Genomic DNA, 20748 nt, shown 5'->3' with positions numbered 1-20748 from the left:
CCGCATCGGTTAACGATACAGTGCCTCTTTGCTGTTAGCAGGTGCAGCACTTGGCAGCGCGGCGCGCAACCGGTAACGGGAGCGCAAAAATAGCAGGGGGACGCAGGTTGCAGCCGGACGGATTTCACGAGGTCGAAGAGACGGTGCGCGGCGTGCTGCGCGACGTGCTCGGGATCAGCGCGGAGCGCGCTGCCGCTTTCGACGAGGCGACGCCGCTGTTCGGCGCGCTGCCTGAGCTCGATTCGATGGCGGTCGCCGGCGTGCTGACCGAGATCGAGGACCGCCTTGGCATCATCATCGAGGATGACGAGGTCGACGGCGACATGCTCGAGACCTTCGGCGCACTGGCGCGCTTCGCCGCGTCCAAGGCGCTCACCTGATCGGCTTCGACGCCTATGACTGGCCCGGCGGGCGCGAAGCGATGCTCCGCTTCGGCTCCGCCGCCGGGCCCGTCGTCGTCGTCGCTTTGCCATTGTTCGAGGAAGCCAACCGCACCCGCGCCTTCGCGGTGACGATCCTGCGCGCGCTGGCCGAGCGCGGCATCGCCGGCGCGCTGCCCGACCTGCCGGGTCAGGGCGAGAGCATGGTTCCTACCCCGGAAACCAGCCTTGCAAAGATGCGAACCGCCTTTGCGGCCGCGGCGGCCGGTCTCGGAACACCCGTCTTCACGCTGGCTATCCGCAGCGGCGCGTTGCTCGATGGCGAGGCTGCGGTGGCGGGCCGCTACCACCTCTCTCCGATGGCCGGCGCGGATTTGCGTCGCGAGCTGGTGCGCGCACGGCAGGCCTCCTCGCGTGAGGCTGGCGAGGCGTTCGACGCGACATCGCTCGACACCGCGACTGCCCCCGTCGAACTGGCGGGTAACCTGATCGCGCCGGCGATGCTCGCCGAACTTGCCGTCGCAACGCCGGTAACCGGCATCGCCCGCACCGTCCGCCTCGAGACCGAGGCCAGGCCCGCGGATGCCAAGCTCTCTGGCAGCCCGCTCTGGCGCCGCGCAGAGCCGGACAATGACGAGGCGTTCGCGGAAATCGTCGCGGACGATATCGCGCAGTGGATCGCGACATGCGCCGCCTGACCAGCTTCACCTGCGCCGGCGAAACCCTCGCCGCCACGCTCGACGAAGCGCCGCGGAACACTGGCCTGCTGATCGTCTCCGGCGGAAACGAGATCCGCATCGGCGCACATCGCGGTATGGCCGAGCTTGCCGCAACTGTCGCTGCCGCTGGCCATCCGGTGTTTCGCTACGATCGCCGCGGAATCGGTGATTCGACAGGGGAAAACAACGGCTTCGAGTCCACTGCTGAGGACATAGGAGAAGCAGCCCTCGCCTTCCGAAGCGAAGCCCCCCACCTCACGCGCATTGTCGCCTTCGGCAATTGTGACGCGGCGAGCGCGTTGATCCTGTTTCAGGCCGATACTTGCATCGACGCCCTTATCCTCACCAACCCCTGGACGATCGAGGCCACTGACGATCTTCCCCCCGCCGCAGCGATCCGATCGCGCTATATCGAGAAGCTCAAGAACCCGCGCGAGCTGCTTCGCCTGTTCACCGGTGGCGTGAATATTCGTAAGCTTGTCAGTGGATTGCTAAAGGCCTCTACTAAACAGTCGCAACCACCGGCCAGCCTCCCCGCCCGCCTCGCCACAGCGCTTGCCGCAAGCGACACGCCGGTGACGATCCTGCTGGCGAAGGCCGACAACACCGCCCTCGCCTTCGCCGATCACTGGAAGGGCGATGCCTACAGCCCAGCCCGCACCCGCTGCGAGGTCGCGACCTGCGACACCGACAGCCACAGCTTCGCGCGGCCGCAGGACAAGGCCTGGCTGACCGAGCGGGTATTGGCGGGGCTCGGCAGGACCTGAGCCATTGCCGCATATCGGGTTTGGGATAGTCTGCAGCGATGGTTGCCAAACGACGCGACACCACCCTGCCGCCGCCCTTCCTGCGTCGCATCTGGCTGCCGCCTGCTGAGGGCGAGGCGCAGGAAACGCGCGCGCACTATCCCTTCACGCTGCCCTTGATCCGGAACGACGGCTTCGATTTCCACTTCGAAAAGGCGGTCACCATCCTGGTCGGAGAGAATGGGACCGGCAAATCCACCATTCTCGAAGCAATCGCGAAAAATGCGGGGTTCAGTGATGCGGGCGGCGCCCAGGGGATGCGGGCGGTCGACGCAGCCCCCTATTCAGGGGCAGATGCCGGATCACTTGGCCTGCAGCTTCGATCGTCCTGGCTTCCTCAGGTTAAACAGGGCTGGTTCTTTCGCGCCGACACCTTCTTCACCGTCGCCCGCTATCTCGACGATTCGGGATCGCCCTTCGCCAACTATCTGTCGGCATCGCATGGCGAAGGCTTCATGGCCTTCTTCGAAGAACGATTGAGCCGGCAGGGTCTCTACATCCTCGACGAACCCGAATCCGCACTTTCGCCCAAGCGCCAGTTCGATTTCCTGAAGCTGTTACGGCAGCTCCAGCGCGCCAATCGCAGCCAGATCATCCTTGCGACGCACTCGCCGATCTTGATGGCCCTGCCTGATGCCGATCTCTGGCAGCTTGACGAATTCGGCGTGCAGCCGGTCAGGCTTGAGGAAACCGCGCACTACCGTCTCTACCGGGAGTTCTCGCTCTATCCCCGCGAAACCGTGGAGGCGATGATCGACTGATCGTCCGGGCGAGAAACAACTTTCCTACACCCCCATCGCAAGCGCATAGACTCGTCGATGCGCCCCTCAGTGCCCCTCCCCGCTGCTACAGGCGACGGCCTGCACCATCTGCGGGGAAAGCCTGGCCAGGGTACAGATCATGTCAACTTCGTCAGCCGCCGCGCCTCCGCAGCTGTCAACCGCGCACGAAAAAACGCGCCGAAACTGTCAACTTCGTCACCTGACAAGCGGGACAAAGGTGACAGCTTCACGCGCGTTTCGCGTAACTTCGTCAACTTCGGACGATTACTCCGCCGCTTCGGCGACCGCCTCGAAATCGGCCTCGGCCAAGAAGCGTTCGGCGTCGAGTGCCGCCATGCAGCCGGTGCCCGCCGCGGTGATCGCCTGGCGATAGACCTTGTCCATCACGTCGCCGCACGCGAACACGCCGGGCACGCTGGTGCGGGTGGTGCCGATTTCGACTTCGATGTAGCTGTCAGCGTCGAGCTTCAGGTGGCCGCGGAACAGCTCGGTCGCCGGGTGGTGGCCGATCGCGACGAAGCCGCCCTCGACATCGATGTCGGACAGCTCGCCCGTCACCGTGTCCTTGAGCTTCAGGCCGACCAGCCCCTCGGGGTCGCCGCCGCCGGTGAACTCGACGACTTCCTTGTTCCACAAGGTCTTGATCTTGGGGTTGGCGAACAGCCGCTGCTGCAGGATCTTTTCGGCGCGCAGGCTGTCGCGGCGGTGGATCAGCGTCACATCATGGCTGTGGTTGGTCAGGTACAAAGCTTCCTCGACCGCGGTGTTGCCGCCGCCGATCACTGCGACCTTCTTGCCGCGGTAGAAGAAGCCGTCGCAGGTCGCGCACGCGCTCGCGCCCTTGCCCTTCATCGTCTCTTCGCTGTCCAGGCCCAGCCACTTGGCCTGTGCGCCCGTCGCGATCACCAGCGTGTCGCCGAGATAGACGGTGCCGCTGTCGCCGACCATGCGGAACGGGCGCTGGGTCAGGTCGACCTCGACGATCGTGTCGTACAGCATCTGCGCGCCGACATGCTCGGCCTGTGCCTGCATTTCGCCCATCAGCCACGGCCCCTGGATCACCTCGCGGAAGCCGGGATAATTCTCGACATCGGTGGTGGTCATCAGCTGCCCGCCCGGCTGGATGCCCTGCACCACGATCGGCGCGAGGCCGGCACGCGCGCCATAGATGGCGGCGGAGAGCCCGGCAGGGCCGGAACCGAGGATCAACATGCGGGTCGAGTGAGTGGCGGTCATCTTCTGTCCTGTTGGCCCCAAAAAAACGGAGGCGGCACCGCATCTAGGGGGTCGGCACCGCCAAAGGCAACATGGGTGGCGTCATGCCGCGCACCAGCAAAGCGATTCTGTTGTGGACGAAAGCCGGTTGAAGCCCGGCCCGGCTTGCGCGAAGCTGGCCGCATGATGATCCGCCGCACCCTCCTCGCCCCGCTGGTCCTTGGCGTCTTGCTGGCCCCGCTGACCGTCCTCGCCCAGACCGTGCCGCCGCCGCCCGCCACGCCGGCGATCGAGGAATCGACACCCAAGCCTGCAACACAGAAAGTGGCGATCGAGACCAGTCTCGGCCGGATCGTGCTCGAGCTCGAGACCGCGCGTGCGCCGATCACCGCGCGCAATTTCCTGCGTTATGTCGATCAGAAGCGGCTCGACGGCATCGGATTCTACCGATCGGTCAAGGTCGCGGACAAATTCGGCTTCGTGCAGTTCGGCGTGGAGGGGAATCCCAAGCGCATCCTGCCCCCGATCGCGCACGAACCCACCACCAGGACCGGCGTCAAGCACGTCAACGGCGCCATCTCCACCGCGCGGCTCGCGCCAGGCACTGCCCGCGGTGAGTTCACGATCAGCGTCGGGGACCAGACCTCGCTCGACGCCGATCCGTCGGCACCGGGCGACAATCTGGGCTATGCCGCCTTCGGCAAGGTGGTCGAGGGGATGGACGTGATCTGGAAGATCCTCGACGCCCCCACCTCGCCTACGCGCGGTGAGGGCGTGATGAAGGGACAGATGCTCGAGCCCCGGATCAAGGTGCTGAGCGTCCGGCGGGTGCCTTGAGCCCGGTCAGCCAAAGACGAGGAGAGCAATCACGCCCCAGAGCACGAGCGACAGGGCGATCGCAATCAGAAGTCCGGCTGCCAGTGGCAGTGGCTGGTTGTCAGGGGCGGGTTGATCGAGCATCGCTTCATCACCGCAACTTTCGACATCTTCTACCCGTCAAGTAAACGTCCCGCTATCCGCAATGTTCCTAAGTCGCCGATCGTTCCGGGACCGTTCAGCGCTGCCGCGCCGCATCCGCAGCGCGCATGATCCGCAGCACATTACCCGACCAGATCTTGGCAATGTCCGCCTCGGAATAGCCCGCGGCGACCAGCCGCTCGGTAACCTTGGGCAATGCGGTGATATCCTCGAACCCGCGCACCCCGCCGCCGCCGTCCCAGTCGGCGCCCATGCAGACATGATCCGGCCCCGCCACCTTGAGCAGATAGAGCAGGTTGGTCATGAAATTCTCGAAATCGGTATCCTGAACCGGTGCCACCTTGTCGAGCGCGCGGACCTGCGCGGTCAGCTTCGCCTGTTCCTCGGGCGAAAGCGTGCCGATCTTGTCGACCAGCGCCGACAACCGGTTGCGCTCGTCGGTATAGTTCATCTTGGTCAGGAACACGCTGTTCATGCACACCGCCCCGCCCTTCGCCGCCAGCCTGCGGATGCGGTCGTCATCGATGTTGCGGTTATGCCCCCACAGCGCCTTGGGGCCGGAGTGCGAAAGGATGATCGGCGTCTTGCTGAGCTCCAGCAGCTGATCGAACGTGGCATCGGACGAGTGGCTTCCGTCGATGACCATGCCCAGCCGGTTCATCTCGGTCACCCATTGCTTGCCGAGCGGCGAAAGGCCCTTCCATTTCCCGTCCCCGGTCGCGCTGTCGGCGAACTGGTTGTCCTTGGAGTGCACCGGCCCCGCCATCCGCACGCCGCCGTCGTAGAATGTCTTGAGCAGCGACAGGTCTTCGCCCAGCGGATAGCTGTTCTCGATGCTGATGAAGGCGAAGCGCAGGCCGGCCTTGTCGGCGCGCTCCGCCTGATCGGCGGTCGTCACCAGCTCGATCCGGCTGGGATAGGCGCCGATCGTCTTCTGGATCTCACCCAGCCGCTTGAACGCGAATGCCTTGGCGTCAGCGAAGCCCTGCGCCGTCACCGGCCCTTGCGCCGTGTAGATCACGAACATCCCGCCATCGAGCGCACCGGTATCCATCCGCCCCAGGTCGACCTGCGCCAGATCGGTTTCCCAATCGTGCCTGTCGCCGAACTTCCAGTTGGGATTGGAGAACCATACCGGCGTGTCGAGATGCGTATCGATCGTCATCAGCCGCTGATGCAGCGACGGCGGTGGCCCCGCCTCGCCCGGCTTGGCCAGCGGCGACGAACAGGAGGCAGCGGCAAGGGCGAACAGGGGCAGAATCACAATACGCATCTTGGTCTCCGGAATTTGCGGGCAGCCTAGCGCCTGTCGCCCTGCCGTAAAGCGGCCGGTCTATTTCGCCGGCGGATATTTCTCGGCCAGCATCGCCTGCACCTCGCTCACCTTAATCGCGCGCCAGTGCCGGCCCGGCTCCTCGCCGGCGGAAATGCTGATCGGGCGGATCAGCAGCCGGTATTCGTGCCCCGAGTTGGAGGTCGAGCTCCCGATATACATGCCATAGGTGGTGGTCGTCCGCTGGATCAGCTGAGCGCTCTCGATCACGAAGGCGTCCTTGCCCAGCCCTTGGGCGTGGTTCGCGGCGACAAGCAGGGTCGCCTCCTCGACCATTGCCGGACTCGCCGAAAGGCTACCCAGGCGAACATTGACCAGCGCGGGATCGTCAGCAGCCATCACGCGATAGCCCTCAAGATCGGTCCGCCAGAAATTGCTCCCCTCGTTGCGCATCTTCGGGCGCCCCTCATCGCTTTCGAGCCGGGGAAGCATCTTGATGAGGTCGGTGAAGTTGAGTTGGAACGCCCTGGTCAATCCCGCGTCGTTGAGCTTGCCCAGTTCCTCGACCGCCGCCTCGATCTTCCTGGCTTCGGCAAGGTCGTCGGTACGGAGCTGCGCGAGCAGATCGCCAAGCACGACCAGCGCTTCGCCCTTGGGGCGTTCGGGTTCTTCGCCGAACGCCTTCATCGTCATCTTCGGCGCGCGCATCCTCAACGCGATGGCCCGGGACCAGTCGTCGAGCACAGCGGTCGCACGGTCACCGGCAGCCACCCGCTTCTCATAGTCCTGCTGCACGCGCTTGGGTTGCTTGCGGCCGTTGGGCAGCGGCACGGGCGGCTCGACGGCGAAGCTTACCTCGTCGCGCGCGCCCTTGAGTTCGCGCGCCGACTCCTCGGTTCGTGCCAGCGTCAGCAGCGAATAGGCTCGGGCGCCACGGATCATCGCCCGCTGCCCGATCTCGTCATATTTGCGTTCTGCCTCGCCCGTCACGGTCCAGCCGCCCCGCCCCTTGGGCAGATCGAAGCTGATCTGACCGGAATAGAGCAGTGCATTCTCGAAGTCGCCATTCTGCAGCGCCATCATCAACATCAAGCTGAGCGTTCCGGGGTTGAACGGCGTCTGTTCGCGGAGCCGGGCGATCCGTTTGCCGCGATCGACGTCGAACAGCATCCGGATCGCCGCGGTCAGCCGCCGAATGCTCGCGGAGAAGGGCCGGCGCTCGTTGATCGAGACGAGCATCTTCTCGGCATCGGCGGTCTTCTTGGTGCGGTAGAGCGCGACTGCTCGCAACGCGTCGCTGGCAAGTCTGGTCGAGGCCAGTTCACCACCGCTCAGGTTCGCGGCGTACAGCGCATCGACCGCGTCCAACGTATCGAGCGCCACTGCGTCGCTCTTCTCGCCCATCTCATGCAGCGCCCGTGCCTTGAGCAGCGAGGCGCGGCGTCCCCAGAATTCGGGCACGAGGACGGGATCCGCCAGCACCCGCTCGCACGCCGCCACGCCGCGCACGCCGTAGCTCGGCGGGCGCGCGTCGAACGCGGAGCCGTTACCCCAGCCGCGCCAAGCCTGCTGCTTCTCGCCAGGCTTGAGGTTCTTCTTGGGCTTGGGCGCAGGACTGCCGTCGCAGCTATGATAGTCGGCGGCAGTTACCGGTTGGCCGGCGGTGGCAGACGCCTGCAGCGGTGGCGGGGGCGCCGCCGGAACCGTCACGACCGGCTTGTCCTGCCCGGCCAGCGCAACGGTGGCGGACATGCCGGTCATCAGCGCGCCGGTCAGCGCGATACGAGTCGTTTTCACAGAGCCCCCTCCGGATAATTGGAGGGATCATATCCACCGACCGCAACCGCAGAAAGTGCCAAAAACGCAGCGGTTTGGGTTGCCCCGGGGATGCGGCCGAGCCGCGCCCCGGGGCAATGATCACTGCACCCGCTTGACGTCGAGCCCGGTCCATTTTGCCGCAAAGGCCCAGAGGTCCGAGGTTTCCTCGATGACCTTGTCGGTCGGCTTGCCGGTGCCGTGACCGGCGCGGGTTTCGATGCGGACCAGATGCGGCTTGGGGCCGATATCCGCCGCCTGAAGCGCCGCGGTATATTTGAACGTATGCCCCGGAACGACACGATCATCGGTATCCGCGGTGGTCGCGAGGATCGCCGGATACGCCTTGCCCGCGACGATATTGTGGTAGGGCGAATAGGCGCGCAGGGCCTTCCAGTCGGCCTCCTTCGACGGATAGCCATAATCGTCCACCCAGTAGCGGCCGGCGGTCCAGCGATCGAAGCGCAGCATGTCCATCACACCCACCGCGGGCAGCGCCGCGGCGAACAGATCGGGCCGCTGGTTGACCACCGCACCGACCAGCAGGCCACCGTTCGACCCGCCCTGAATGGCGAGGCCGTCCTTCCTGGTGATGCCCTGCGCGATCAGATACTCGCCCGCACCGATGAAGTCGTCGAACGTGTTCTGCTTGTTGGCGAGGCGGCCGCCGTCGTGCCACGCCTTGCCATATTCACCACCACCGCGAATGTTGGCGAGGACGAAGACACCGCCCTGCTCCATCCATGCGACGCGCGACGCGGAGAAAGCCGGGCCGTAGCTGACATTGAACCCGCCATAGCCCCAGAGCAGGGTCGGCGCCGGACCGGTCACGTCCTTACGCTTGACGATGAACATCGGCACCTTGGTGCCGTCCTTCGAGGTGAAGAAACGCTGTTCCACCCCGTATTTCGCGGGATCGAACGCCACCTTGGGCTGAGCCCAGACCGTCGCCTTGTCGGCCTTGACATCATAACGATAGACGGTCTTCGGCATGTTGAAGCTGGTGAACGAGAAGAACATCTCGCTATTGTCAGCATCGCCGCTCGACCCGGCGATGCTGCCGATGCCGGGCGTGGCGACCTTGCCCAGCAGCTTGCCGTCAAGCGCGTAGCGCCGCATCTCGTCCTTGGCATCGACCATGTAGCTGACCAGCAACTGCCCGCCGACGATGCCCGCGCCCTCCATCGTGGCCTTGTCCTCGGGGATCAGGTCGGTCACGACGGGGGTCGCCTGCGCGATGTCCATCGTCACCACCTTGCGCTTCGGCGCGCTCTTGTTGGTGGTCCAATAGAAGCGCGTGCCGACATTGCCGGCGAGGCTCCAGTTATTCTCGAGCCCGGCGATCAGCTTGCGCGGCTTGGCGCCGGGGGTCTTGAGATCGAGCAGCGTGATCTCATAGCGATCGTCGGTACCCTCGGTGGTGGTGATGACCAGCCAGTTGCCGTCATCGGTCACTTGCGCGAAATGGCCGCGCTTCGGGGTTTCCGGCGTGGCGTAGATCAACGTGTCGGCGCTCTGCGGCGTGCCGATCTTGTGGAAATAGACCGACTGGTTCTCGTTGAGCTGCTGGAACGCCTGTCCCTCGGCCGGTGCGGGGAAGCGGCTGTAATAGAAGCCCGACCCGTCCTTCGCCCAGGCGAGGTTGCTGAACTTCATCCATTTGACCTCGTCGTCCAGCGTCTTGCCGGTGGCGACGTCGAGCACCTTGACCGTGCGCCAGTCGCTGCCGCCGTCCTGGATGCCGTAGACGAGCAGCTTGCCGTCCTCCGAGGGAACCCATTCGGACAGCGCCGTCGCACCGTCCTTGGCCCAGCCATTGGGGTCGATCAGCACCCGGCCCGGGCCGTTCAGGCTGTCGCGGACCCACAGCACCGACTGGTTCTGAAGGCCGGTATTATGGCTGTAGAAATAATGCCCACCCTTGCGCGTGGGGGCCTCGAAGCGTTCATAGTCGAACAGTTGCTTGATCCGCGCCTTGAAGATGTCACGGCCGGGAAGCGTCGCCAGATAGGCATCGGTCACCTTGTTCTGCGCCTCGACCCAGGCCGCGACCTCCTTGTCGTTGCGCACGTCGTTCTCGAGCCAGCGATAGGGATCGGCGACCTTCTGCCCGAAGGATTCGTCGGTCACATCGACACGCTTGGTCTCGGGATAGGCGATCGGGGCAGACATCGTGCTGGGCGACTCCGGGCTGGCGTGAACGGCTGGGGCGGCGAAGAGCAGCGGGAGAGCGAGAAGCGGCGCGCGGCGCATTGGTATCTCCTGAAACGGGAACCGCGCACCCTATTGCCGCGCGACCGGCGGTCAAGCGCCGCCGTTACCCGTTCAGGAAAAGGCGCTGAGGCCTGTCGAGTAGCTGACCCAGCCCATCACCAGCAGCGGCAGCGTGGCGAAACCGATCGTCACCACATTCCCCGCACCATTTCGCGTGTTCGAACGCATCTCAACCTCCGGGCGAGGAATAGCCTCGCCATCTTGCCGGAGAGATAGGAAGTCGTTGCGGTTTCGAAAGGTTCAGCAAATCTTTCGAAGCGAAAATACCCGCTTTGCACATAGCAAAAGGGCGGCCGCACCGCAGTGGGACCGCCCTTTCGATTGGCTTGCGAGCGCGCGGATCAGGCCGCTTCGTCGAAGTCCTCGTCGCCCTGCACCGGGCCCGAATCCTGGCCCTTGGCCGAGACGTCGCGATCGACGAACTCGATGATCGCCATCGGCGACGCGTCCGAAGCGCGCGGGCCGGCCTTGATGATGCGGGTGTAGCCGCCGTTGCGGTCGGCGTAGCGCGACGCGAGCACGTCGAACAGCTTCACCAGCTGCGCATCGTCGAGCAGACGGGCATGGGCGAGACGGCGGTTCGAAAGACCACCCTTCTTCGCCAGCGTCACCAGCTTCTCGACGTAAGGACGCAGTTCCTTCGCCTTGGCGACGGTGGTGGTGATCTGCTCGTGCTTGATCAGCGCGGCCGACATGTTGCGGAACAACGCGGCGCGATGGGCCGAGGTACGCTGAAGCTTACGACCGCCGTACTTATGGCGCATGATTTCTTCCTTCGTTCGTTAGGGGGCCGTGCAAGGTACCCCATACCAGGCGGTGATAAGGGCCACCGCCCATAACCCGTTCAGAAGGTCACAAAGGTCACGGTGACTCGCGCTTGCGCGCGAGCCCGCCGGTTAACCCATGATTTCCTGTTCCAGCTTCTTGGCCATCTCTTCGATGTTCTCAGGCGGCCAGCCCGGGATTTCCATGCCGAGGCGCAGACCCATCGACGACAGCACTTCCTTGATTTCGTTCAGCGACTTGCGGCCGAAATTCGGGGTGCGCAGCATCTCTGCTTCGGTCTTCTGAACCAGATCGCCGATGTAGATGATGTTGTCGTTCTTGAGGCAGTTGGCCGAACGGACCGACAGCTCGAGCTCGTCCACCTTCTTGAGAAGGTAGCGGTTGATCGTCGCGGTGTCGCCCGCGCCACCTTCCGCCGCGGCCGGAGCGGCCACGCCGATCGGCGCCGAACGGGTGATCGCCGAGTCGTCGAAGTGGACGAACAGCGCGAGCTGGTCCTGCAGGATGCGCGCGGCATAGGCCACGGCGTCTTCAGGGGTCACGGTGCCGTCGGTCTCGACCGAGAGGCTCAGCTTGTCGTAATCGAGCTCCTGCCCGACGCGGGTGTTCTCGACCTTGTAGCTCACCTGACGGACCGGCGAGTAGAGCGCATCGACCGGGATCAGACCGATCGGCGCATCGGCCGGACGGTTCGCCGCGGCAGGGACATAACCCTTACCGGTATCGGCGACGAGTTCCATGTTCAGCGTCGCGCCGTCGTCGAGGTGACACAGCACCAGATCGGGGTTCATCACTTCGATGTCGCCCGAAACGGCGATGTCGCCGGCCTTGACTTCAGCCGGGCCGGTCGCGCTGAGCTGGAGGCGCTTGGCGCCCTCGCCCTGCATCTTGAGCGCGATCTGCTTCACGTTGAGCACGAGGTCGGTCACATCCTCACGCACGCCGGCGAGCGACGAGAATTCGTGAAGAACGTTCTCGATCTTGATCGAGGTCACCGCCGCACCCTGGAGCGACGAGAGCAGCACGCGGCGCAGCGCGTTGCCGAGCGTCAGGCCGAAGCCGCGCTCCAGCGGCTCAGCGACGAAGGTCGCCTTCCGCTTGCCGTCACCGCCCTTTTTCTCAAGGCCGTTCGGCTTCTTCAGTTCCTGCCAGTTCTTTGCGTTGACAGACACAGGCTTCCCCTGGGTTGGGCAGGACGGGGGGCAGTCCTGCCAGGATTGGAGCCGCCTCCGGCCCGGATCCGGCATCCCGGACCCGCGGCGGAGGCGGAAAGTCAAATCAGACGCGACGACGCTTGCTGGGGCGAACGCCGTTGTGCGGAATCGAGGTCACGTCGCGGATCGACGTGATCTGGAAACCAACCGCCTGCAGCGCGCGCAGAGCCGACTCGCGGCCCGAACCCGGACCCTTGACCTCGACCTCGAGCGTGCGGACGCCGTGCTCGGCAGCCTTGCGGCCTGCGTCCTCGGCGGCGACCTGCGCGGCGTACGGGGTCGACTTGCGCGAGCCCTTGAAGCCCATCATGCCGGCCGACGACCAGCTGATCGCGTTGCCCTGGGCGTCCGTGATCGTGATCATGGTGTTGTTGAAGCTGGCGTTCACATGGGCGACGCCGGCGGTGATGTTCTTGCGTTCGCGACGGCGAAGACGCTGCGGTGCTTGTGCCATTATTCAGTAATCCTTCGAATCTGCGAAGAAAGGCGGGCCACCGGTCAGGCGGCCCAGCGGCTTACTTCTTCTTACCAGCGATCGGCTTCGCCTTGCCCTTGCGGGTGCGCGCATTGGTATGCGTGCGCTGACCGCGAACGGGCAGACCCTTGCGATGACGCAGGCCGCGATAGCAGGCCAGGTCCATCAGGCGCTTGATGTTCATCGCGGTCTCGCGACGAAGATCACCCTCGACGGTGTAGGCGCCGTCGATGGTCTCGCGGATCTGAAGCACTTCCTGGTCCGACAGGTCCTGCACGCGACGCTCGGCAGCGATGCCCAGCTTCGTCGTGATTTCCTTGGCCTTCGCAGGGCCGATGCCGTGGATATACTGAAGCGCGATCAGTACGCGCTTGTTGGTCGGGAGGTTAACACCCGCAATACGTGCCATGAATCTTGTTCTCCCAGCTCCACGGGGCGTGCATGGCAGCAAACCCCATCTCGTAGCGTTGACCCGAAACGCAGTCGCGCGGCACACGCTCATAAGCGCTGCCGGTCGAACGGGTTTCGGAAGATGCGCGACATATGGAGTCGGACCCGCGCTGTCAAGCGCCGGAGCCGATGCGATTTCGCGTTACGGGGACATACACCATTTGGGCCGATCGGCCAAGCATGCCGGCACCGCACATTCGGGTCATTCGGCAGGCACCATGATCGTCGCGATCAGACCCGGATGATTGTCCTCAAGGACAAGCCGGCCGCCATGAAGCCGGGCGACGCTTTCGACCAACGCAAGACCAAGGCCCGCACCGGGGCTGCCGCGGGCGGAATCGAGACGGCCGAAACGGGCGAGTGCCTCGCCACGCTCCGCTTCAGTGATACCCGGCCCTCCATCCGCGACCGCGATCGCCATACCGCCCCCGGACGCCGCGGCCAGGCTCAGGACGATCCTGGTGCCGGGTGCATATTTGAGCGCGTTGTCGATCAGGTTCGCCAGCGCCTGCGACAGCAACTCGCGATGAACCGGAAACGGATCGGGCGGTTGCGCAGGCAAGGCCACCTCCAGCGTGGCGCCGGCATCTTCGGCGACCGGGGCATAGAGCTCGCCCAGCTCGTCGAGCATCGCGGCGAGATCGACCCGCTGGAAGGTCACGGCACCGCCAGCCTCGGCGCGCGAGATTTCGAGCAAGGTGCTCAGCATCCGAAGCATGGTGTCCGCTTCAGAGAGTATGCCGGCCAGCGCGCTATCGCGCACGGCCGTGTCGCTGGCAGCCGCTGCCTGCTCGGCGCGGCTGCGCAGGCGCATCAGAGGGGAGCGCAGGTCATGGCCGACGCTGTCGGTAACCACGCGCAATTCGCCGACCAGCCGCTCGATCCGCTCGAGCATACCGTCGACGCGCGCACCGAGGCGGTCGAATGCGTCGCCGCCCGTCGGCCGCAGTCCAACGCGGCGCGACATGTCGCCCGCCGCCGCGCCCTCGACCACATCGGCGATCCGATCCACACGCCGCGCAACATAACGGCTGAGGATCACCCCGCCCGCGACACCGAAGAGCACCGCGGCGGCGACCGCCAGGAGCAATGCGCGCTCGATCGCGCGCTGGGTCCGTTCCCAGTCATTGAGCAGGCGTCCGGCGACCAGATAGTCACGGCCGAGCCGACGCAGCTCGACCCCCGCCTCGCTTTGCGACCAGGGCTCGCCGCTGCCGATCACGCCGATCTCGAATCCCGGCCGCAGCGGGCGGGCGAGCCGGTCCGGCCCGACGCCGATCCGCCGTCGCCCCTGAGCATCGACGACCGCCGCGACGAGCGAGTTATCCGGGTCGTCGGCGCTGATTTCGGCGATCGCGGCATCCAGCGCGCGGATCCCGCCGGTGCGGTGCACCGAGGCGAGCGTATCGGTCTGTTGCGCGGCATCGCGGCGCAGCACGCCGATCGCGTCCTCGTGGGTCTGCTGCCAGATCAGCGCGGCAAGCGCGATCGCGGTGGCGATCGACAGCAGCGCGGCAAGCGCCGCGATCCGCACCGTGATCGGCAGGCGGCTCACCGGTCGACGGCCAGCCGGTAGCCCGCCCCACGCACGGTATGCAGGATCGGCGGCTCCATCCCTTCCTCCAGCTTGCGCCGGAGCCGGCCCATATGAACATCGACGACATTCGATCCCGGATCGAAATGATAGTTCCAGACCTTCTCGAGCATCATCGTCCGGGTCACCACCTGCCCGGCATTGCGCGCAAGATACTCCAGCAAGGCGAACTCGCGGCCGCCGATCGCGATCTGGCGCCCTTGCCGGGTGACCGTGCGTGCGACAAGATCGACCTCAAGATCGCCGACGACCAGCCTGGATGCCGGTGCGCTCCCACCCGCCGCCGATCCCGAGCGCCGCAGCAGAGCGCTCACCCGAGCGAGCAGCTCCGAAAAGGCAAAGGGTTTGGGAAGATAGTCGTCGGCACCGGCTTCCAGCCCGGCGATACGGTCGTCTACCGTTCCGAGCGCCGACAGGACCAGCACCGGCGTGCCGACACCGGCGGCGCGGATCGCGGCGATCATCGCCAGCCCGTCCAGCCCCGGCAGCATCCGATCGGCAACGATCGCGTCGAACAGGCCGTCACTGGCCAGGAACAGCCCGTCACGTCCGTCGCCCGTCTGCTCGACAGCGAAGCCTGCCTCCGCCAGCCCCTTGGCGACATAGGCGGCGGTGGCCGCGTCATCCTCGACGATCAGGATCTTTCGGGTCATCGTGCGCCTCGCCTCGCCGGGAAGCTAATCACGCAGAAAGCCGGCGGACAGGGGACTCCGCCGGCTTTCGACACGGTAGGAAAGACGGATCGTCCGGGCGTTACGATGCCTTCTTCGCCTTGTGCACCTTCTTCGCCTTGACCGTCTTGTGAACCTTGACCGTCTTCTCGGCCTTGGGCGCGGCGGTGGGCGTGCTGGCCATCGCCAGCGTCGGGGCGGCGATCAGCGACAGGGCAACGGCAGGGAGCAGGAGTTTGCGCATAGCTTGAGATCCACTCGTTTGCGGGAGAGGCATTGCGCCTCGCCCTGCCCCCGCTTCTAGACCCGGCTACCCGTCGTGGTGATGACCGGCAGATGAAAACTTCTTCATCTTGCAGCTTCGGCCGCCGCCTTGAGGCCCGGCATCTGCGCGCCGATCACCCCGTCCACCGCCGGAGCGAACCCGGCCAGCCCGGCCGGATGATAGCCGCCGGCGACATAGGTGACGGTCAGCTCCGTCCCCTGCCCGGCCGCCTTCAGCGAAAAGGTCATCGTCGCATTCACCGCGCCGCTCTGCAGCGGACCGAACGCGCCGGAGATACGCAGTGCCTTGCCGCGCACCGCATAGAGGGTGCGGCCATGCTCGACGCCGCCACCCGGCAGCTTCTCGCACCAGCAGCCCCCGGGGTTGGTATCCCAGCTGATGTTGGCGCTGTCGCCCGAATAGGTGTGGTCCTTGCTCCACCACAGCGCCGGTTTGGCGACGGTGTCCCACACCTTCTCGGGCGGGGCCGCGATGACCAGCTTGTGGGTCGAGACGAAGCCGCCCGGCTCCGACTTGGTCACCTCGGCCGCCGCGGGCCAGCCCGCCAGCAGCGCCGCCGCCACGATCATCTTGCGCATCGTTCCGCCCTCCTGCCCGCAAAGGCTGATCCTGCGGCGATGCGCCGTCAAATCATTTCGCGGGCGCATCCTTCGCCGCGACGCTGCGGTCGAGGAAGTCGAGGATCGTCTTCCACAGATGGACGCTGACACCCGGGCCGCCGACCTTGTGGGTCTGGCCGGGGTAGAGCATCACCTCGAACGGCACCGCCGCGCCCTGAAGCTTCGACATCATCACCGTCGAATGCTCCAGCACGACATTGTCGTCGGCCATGCCGTGAATCAGCAGCAACGGATCGCTGATCTTCGTGGCGTCGGCGATGGTATTGGCCTTGTCATAGGCGCCCTGCACCTTGCGCGGATCGCCCATATAACGCTCGGTATAATGGGTGTCGTAGAGTTCCCACTTGCTCACCGGCGCGCCCGAAACGCCCGCCGCGAAAGTGCCCGGCGCGGCCTGGAGCATCTTGAGCGTCATATAGCCGCCATAGGACCAGCCATAAGTGGTGATCTTGGCCGGATCGACGAAGTCGAGCGTCTTGAGATAGGCGGCACCGGCCAGCTGGTCCTGAACCTCTACCCCGCCCATCGCCTGGAACAGGTGATCCTCGAACGCCTTGCCGCGATTGGCCGCGCCGCGATTGTCGAGGACGAACCAGATATAGCCGCGATCGACGATGTATTGTGGAAGCGCGCCCGTCCACTGACGGCTGACCTGCTGCGAATGCGGGCCGCCATAATGCTGGAAGAACACCGGGTATTTCTTGCCCGGCTCCAGCTTGGGCGTGATCATCTCCCAGTGCAGGACGGTGCCGTCGGCGGCCTTGATCGTCCCGAACTGCTTCGCGCGATGCGCGGCGAGATAGGGCGCATAGGGGTGATCGCCCGCGACCTTGTTCTCATTGACCCAGGCCAGGCGCTTGCCCGCCGCGTCGGTCAGCATCACCTGAGTCGGTTGATCGCCCTTTGAGCGGGTGACGACCATGCGGCTCGCGGTGTCATTGGTCTTGGCGGCGTACCAATATCCCGGCTCGCTGATCCGCGTCACCGCACCGGGCTTGCTCAGATCGACGGTGTAGAGGTGCCGTTCGAGCACCCCGTCCTTGTTGCCCAGGAAGGTCACCCGCCCCTTCGCCTCATCCACGCCGACCAGCTCGGCGACTTCCCACTCGCCCTTGGTCAGCTGGGTCCAGCTGCCATCCTTGAGACGGTAGAGATGGCCATGACCGTCACGTTCGGACCACCAGATCAGGCTGCCGTCCTTGAGCGGGCGATAGGCGTCGGACAGGTTGACCCAGCTGCGCTCGCCCGACTTCTCGCTGAACAGGATGCGCGACGTGCCGGTGGCGGGGTCGACCGCGAGCATGTCGAGCACGGTCTGCGCACGGTTCTGGCGCTGGACCAGCAGCATCTTGCCGTCGGGCGTCCAGTCGACACGGGCGAGGTAGATGTCGGTCTCGGTGCCGAGGTCGACCTTCACCTTGCCACTGCCGTCAGGGTTGATGACGTAGAGGTCGACCAGCACGTTCGCGGTGCCCGCCTTGGGGTAGCGCTGGTCATAGACCCGCGTCCCCTCCGCGCCGATCGCCGCGCGGCTGACGATGCCGACCGGCGTCTCGTCGAAGCGCTGGACGGCGATACGCTTGTCGTCGGGCGACCACCAATAGCCGGTGCGACGCCCCATCTCTTCCTGCGCGACAAACTCCGCCTCGCCGAAATAGACATTGCCCTTGCCCTCGGTCGTCGCCTTGCTCTCCGCGCCGGTGGCGAGGTTGAGCACCACCAGATTCTGGTCGCGGACATAAGAGGCAAAATGACCGCCGGGGCTGATCTCGGGGTTCAGCTCGCCCGCCTCGCTCTTGGTCAGCCTCCGCACGTCGCCGGTCAGCGTCGCGAGATAGAGGTCGCCGTCGAGCGGCACGAGGATCGCCTTGCCGTCGGGCGCCCAGTCATAGGCGACGATCCCGCGCGTCCCGCCGACGCGCGCGCGCTCGCGCTGCATCTTCTCCGCCTCGGACAGTTCGGCGCCGGTGCCGACCTTCTTGCTGTCGACCAGCATTCGCCACTCGCCCGTGGCGGTGTCCATCGCCCACAGGTCGTAGCGGTCGCGATCCTCGGCGCGGTTGCGCAGCACCGTCACATATTTGCCGTCGGGCGAGAGTTTCAGCGCGCGCGGATTGCTGCCCGCCAGGTCGGGGCTGGCGAAGACGCGCTCCAGCGTCAATTTCTGCGGCGTCGCCTGTTGCGCTTCAGCCGGCATCGCCCACACGCCCGCCATCATCACACCCGCCAGCCATCGCTTCATCAAAACCTCTCCGGAACAAGGCAGCGCTTATTGCGGAGCGTTCACGAGCGGTAAAGCGCCACGGCGGTTGAAGGGCAAAAGGTTTGGGGGAATATCCATTCACGGAACGGACGCGTAACGGTGCGAGTTGTCGCGCAGTCCAGTAAAAGAGGAACAATCATGACCAAGCGAATGACCAAAGGCATCGCTACCCTCGCTCTCATGGCGACAGTCTTTGCGCCGATCGCGGCCGCCGCGCAGGAGAACGACCTGCAGGGCATCCGGTCGAGCCGGGGCGACTCCGAGCTGCGCCAGCGTGGCTACAAGCTCGAGAAGACATCGGGCGATTCGCAATTCTGGTGGAATTCGCGCACCGACACCTGCATCCGCGTCAAGGTGTGGCGGGGCCGGTACGAGACCATCTCGGGCGCGTCCAAGTCCGATTGCGGCAAGGGCGGTCCTTCGGCCGGAGTCGTGGTCGGCGCCGCTGTCGCGATCGGCCTGATCGCCGCGCTCGCGAGCAAGAAGGACAAGGGTCCCGACTATAAGCGCGGCTACGACGACGGCCTGAACGGCAACCCCTATGATCGCAATGGCAACGACCGCTATCGCGAAGGCTATCAGGCCGGCGAGACCGAGGCACAGAAGCGTCCCGATCCGCAGCGCGATCCCGACTATAAGCGTGGCTATGACGACGGTCTCTACGGCAGAAACTATGACCGCCGCGGTAACGACCGTTACCGCGAAGGCTATCAGGCTGGTCAGAACGACGCGCGTCGCCCCGATCCGCAACGCGATCCCGACTATAAGCGCGGCTATGACGATGGTCTGTATGGCAGAGCCTATGACCGCCGCGGCAACGACCGCTATCGGGAGGGCTATCAGGCCGGTCAGACCGACGCGCGTCGCCCCGATCCGCAACGCGACCCCGAGTACAAGCGCGGCTATGACGACGGCCTCTACGGCCAGACCTATGACCGCCGTGGCAACGACCGTTACCGCGAAGGCTATCAGGCTGGTCAGAATGACTCGCGCGACCGCCCGGACGACCGCGGATCGCTCCGCAACGTGCCGCAGGTCTCACGCGACGCCTGCGCCCGCCGCGCCGACGAGGACCTGAATTCGCGTCGTGGAACGAGCGTTCCGGTCAGCGCCCGCGAACTCAACCGCAATGAGTGGGAGGTCGTGGTCGAAACCGGGCGCGAGCGTTCGCGCTGCACGGTCGATTCGCGCGGTTATGTGCGCAACCTGACCACCTACTGACCCAGCTCGGGCCGCGCTTCCGACAGGACGAAGCGCGGCCCGGGACCATTGGCCGCCATCCGGTCGTCGCGATTGTAAAGCCCACAGGTCTTGAGCGACAGACAGCCGCAGCCGATGCAGCTGTCCAGCGTCTCCCGCGTCCGCTCGAGCAGCGCGATCCGCCGGTCGATCTCCTTGCGGAAATGGCGACTGATCCGCTCCCAGTCCGCCTGGGTCGGGGTTCGTCCCTGCGGAAGCTGCGCCAGCTCGGCGCAGATCTCCTCGATCGTCAGCCCCAGCTTCTGTGCGATCAGCGTGAAGGACAGGCGCCGGATGTCCGACCGCAGGAAGCGGCGCTGATTGCCGCCGGTGCGGATCGGCGAGACCAGCCCCCGCCCCTCGTAGAAGCGGATCGCGGAAACCGACAGGCCGGTCCGCGCCGCCAGATCGCCGATCGTCAGCAGGTCGCAGCCGCGCATGCCCCGTCCTCGCAAATTTGTGCTTGATCTCAACTTAAGTTGAGGTTGTACCGGGAACGGGCAATCACGCAACCGCAAAGGATATGTGGATGTCCGGCCCGATCATCGAACACGTCAACCTCACCGTCACCAACCCCGCGCGTACCGCAGAGCTGATGGAGCGGCTTTTCGGCTGGCACATCCGCTGGGAGGGGCTCGCGCGCGACGGCGGCACCTCGATCCATGTCGGCGACGAGCGCTTCTACATCGCGCTCTACGCACCCCCGGGCGAACCGGAGGCGCGTTTCCCGAAGGGCGCGCCGCTCAACCATGTCGGCATTCTGGTCCGCGACCTCGACGCGATCGAGGACAAGGTCACGCAGGCCGGGCTGAAACCATTCGCGCATGGCGACTATTCGCCCGGCCGCCGCTTCTACTTCCTCGACTATGACGGGATCGAGTTCGAGATCGTCTCCTATGGGTGAGTCC

21 protein-coding genes are annotated in these 20748 nt (G+C 65.5%); 7 read left to right on the top strand and 14 right to left on the bottom strand.

Annotated features, from left to right (window positions below):
- Positions 1-107 precede the first annotated feature (107 nt).
- Genes AC07TU_RS10385 through AC07TU_RS10370 form a run of 4 tightly spaced genes read left to right on the top strand, consistent with a single transcriptional unit; the run spans position 108 to position 2666 of the window.
- Complete coding sequence (locus tag AC07TU_RS10385) at positions 108-380, top strand: acyl carrier protein (protein ID WP_495187833.1); 273 nt, start codon at positions 108-110, stop codon at positions 378-380.
- 41 nt (positions 381-421) lie between these two features.
- The gene (locus AC07TU_RS10380; RefSeq protein ID WP_495187832.1) at positions 422-1078 is read left to right on the top strand and encodes a hypothetical protein; all 657 of its coding nucleotides are present in this window, start codon (positions 422-424) and stop codon (positions 1076-1078) included.
- On the top strand, positions 1066-1866 hold the full coding sequence (locus tag AC07TU_RS10375; RefSeq protein ID WP_495187831.1) for a hydrolase 1, exosortase A system-associated: 801 nt from the start codon (positions 1066-1068) through the stop codon (positions 1864-1866). Before AC07TU_RS10380 ends, AC07TU_RS10375 begins: the two co-directional genes overlap by 13 nt.
- A 38-nt stretch (positions 1867-1904) precedes the next feature.
- Positions 1905-2666, top strand: coding sequence for an AAA family ATPase (locus AC07TU_RS10370; protein WP_495187830.1), 762 nt, complete (start codon positions 1905-1907; stop codon positions 2664-2666).
- 285 nt (positions 2667-2951) lie between these two features.
- On the opposite strand, the gene trxB is transcribed toward AC07TU_RS10370, so the two are convergent.
- Positions 2952-3923 (bottom strand): thioredoxin-disulfide reductase, encoded by a 972-nt coding sequence (gene trxB, locus AC07TU_RS10365; protein ID WP_495187829.1) that lies wholly within the window; start codon positions 3921-3923, stop codon positions 2952-2954.
- A 165-nt stretch (positions 3924-4088) separates the two neighbouring features.
- On the opposite strand from trxB, the gene AC07TU_RS10360 reads away from it, so the two are divergent.
- The gene (locus AC07TU_RS10360; protein ID WP_495187828.1) at positions 4089-4739 is read left to right on the top strand and encodes a peptidylprolyl isomerase; all 651 of its coding nucleotides are present in this window, start codon (positions 4089-4091) and stop codon (positions 4737-4739) included.
- A 217-nt stretch (positions 4740-4956) separates the two neighbouring features.
- Here AC07TU_RS10360 and AC07TU_RS10355 read toward each other — a convergent pair whose 3' ends face one another.
- The 12 genes from AC07TU_RS10355 to AC07TU_RS10300 form a co-directional block, all read right to left on the bottom strand.
- The gene (locus AC07TU_RS10355; protein ID WP_495187827.1) at positions 4957-6153 is read right to left on the bottom strand and encodes a dipeptidase; all 1197 of its coding nucleotides are present in this window, start codon (positions 6151-6153) and stop codon (positions 4957-4959) included.
- Between the two features lie 60 nt (positions 6154-6213).
- Positions 6214-7950, bottom strand: coding sequence for a hypothetical protein (locus AC07TU_RS10350; RefSeq protein ID WP_495187826.1), 1737 nt, complete (start codon positions 7948-7950; stop codon positions 6214-6216).
- 120 nt (positions 7951-8070) lie between these two features.
- Positions 8071-10221, bottom strand: coding sequence for a prolyl oligopeptidase family serine peptidase (locus tag AC07TU_RS10345; RefSeq protein WP_495187825.1), 2151 nt, complete (start codon positions 10219-10221; stop codon positions 8071-8073).
- A 362-nt stretch (positions 10222-10583) separates the two neighbouring features.
- Entirely contained in the window at positions 10584-11006 is a 423-nt protein-coding gene (gene rplQ / locus AC07TU_RS10340) for a 50S ribosomal protein L17 (RefSeq protein WP_495187824.1), read from the bottom strand.
- 132 nt (positions 11007-11138) lie between these two features.
- Complete coding sequence (locus tag AC07TU_RS10335) at positions 11139-12200, bottom strand: DNA-directed RNA polymerase subunit alpha (RefSeq protein ID WP_495187823.1); 1062 nt, start codon at positions 12198-12200, stop codon at positions 11139-11141.
- A gap of 106 nt (positions 12201-12306) precedes the next feature.
- Positions 12307-12696: a 30S ribosomal protein S11 gene (gene rpsK, locus AC07TU_RS10330; protein WP_066579261.1), complete on the bottom strand. Its 390-nt coding sequence runs from the start codon at positions 12694-12696 to the stop codon at positions 12307-12309.
- Between the two features lie 61 nt (positions 12697-12757).
- Positions 12758-13126, bottom strand: a complete 369-nt coding sequence (rpsM, locus tag AC07TU_RS10325; RefSeq protein ID WP_495162301.1) for a 30S ribosomal protein S13 — start codon at positions 13124-13126, stop codon at positions 12758-12760.
- 243 nt (positions 13127-13369) lie between these two features.
- On the bottom strand, positions 13370-14722 hold the full coding sequence (locus AC07TU_RS10320) for a HAMP domain-containing sensor histidine kinase (RefSeq protein WP_495187822.1): 1353 nt from the start codon (positions 14720-14722) through the stop codon (positions 13370-13372).
- Positions 14719-15414, bottom strand: coding sequence for a winged helix-turn-helix domain-containing protein (locus tag AC07TU_RS10315; protein WP_495187821.1), 696 nt, complete (start codon positions 15412-15414; stop codon positions 14719-14721). The genes AC07TU_RS10320 and AC07TU_RS10315 overlap by 4 nt, the downstream gene beginning before the upstream one ends.
- Positions 15415-15514: 100 nt before the next feature.
- Positions 15515-15676 (bottom strand): hypothetical protein, encoded by a 162-nt coding sequence (locus tag AC07TU_RS10310; protein ID WP_495187820.1) that lies wholly within the window; start codon positions 15674-15676, stop codon positions 15515-15517.
- A gap of 104 nt (positions 15677-15780) precedes the next feature.
- Complete coding sequence (locus AC07TU_RS10305) at positions 15781-16296, bottom strand: SRPBCC family protein (protein ID WP_495187819.1); 516 nt, start codon at positions 16294-16296, stop codon at positions 15781-15783.
- Between the two features lie 52 nt (positions 16297-16348).
- Positions 16349-18580, bottom strand: coding sequence for a S9 family peptidase (locus AC07TU_RS10300; RefSeq protein ID WP_495187818.1), 2232 nt, complete (start codon positions 18578-18580; stop codon positions 16349-16351).
- A gap of 159 nt (positions 18581-18739) precedes the next feature.
- Between AC07TU_RS10300 and AC07TU_RS10295 the strand changes: the two genes are divergently transcribed.
- On the top strand, positions 18740-19822 hold the full coding sequence (locus tag AC07TU_RS10295; RefSeq protein ID WP_495187817.1) for a hypothetical protein: 1083 nt from the start codon (positions 18740-18742) through the stop codon (positions 19820-19822).
- Here AC07TU_RS10295 and soxR read toward each other — a convergent pair.
- The gene (soxR, locus tag AC07TU_RS10290; protein ID WP_495187816.1) at positions 19816-20280 is read right to left on the bottom strand and encodes a redox-sensitive transcriptional activator SoxR; all 465 of its coding nucleotides are present in this window, start codon (positions 20278-20280) and stop codon (positions 19816-19818) included. The genes AC07TU_RS10295 and soxR overlap by 7 nt on opposite strands.
- An 89-nt stretch (positions 20281-20369) precedes the next feature.
- Here soxR and AC07TU_RS10285 point away from each other — a divergent pair, with 89 nt between their 5' ends.
- Positions 20370-20744, top strand: coding sequence for a VOC family protein (locus tag AC07TU_RS10285; protein WP_495187815.1), 375 nt, complete (start codon positions 20370-20372; stop codon positions 20742-20744).
- Positions 20745-20748: the final 4 nt, after the last annotated feature.

The organism is Sphingomonas sp. GW821-FHT03E12 (genome assembly GCF_059420685.1).
This window is presented reverse-complemented; position numbering and strand designations above follow the sequence as displayed.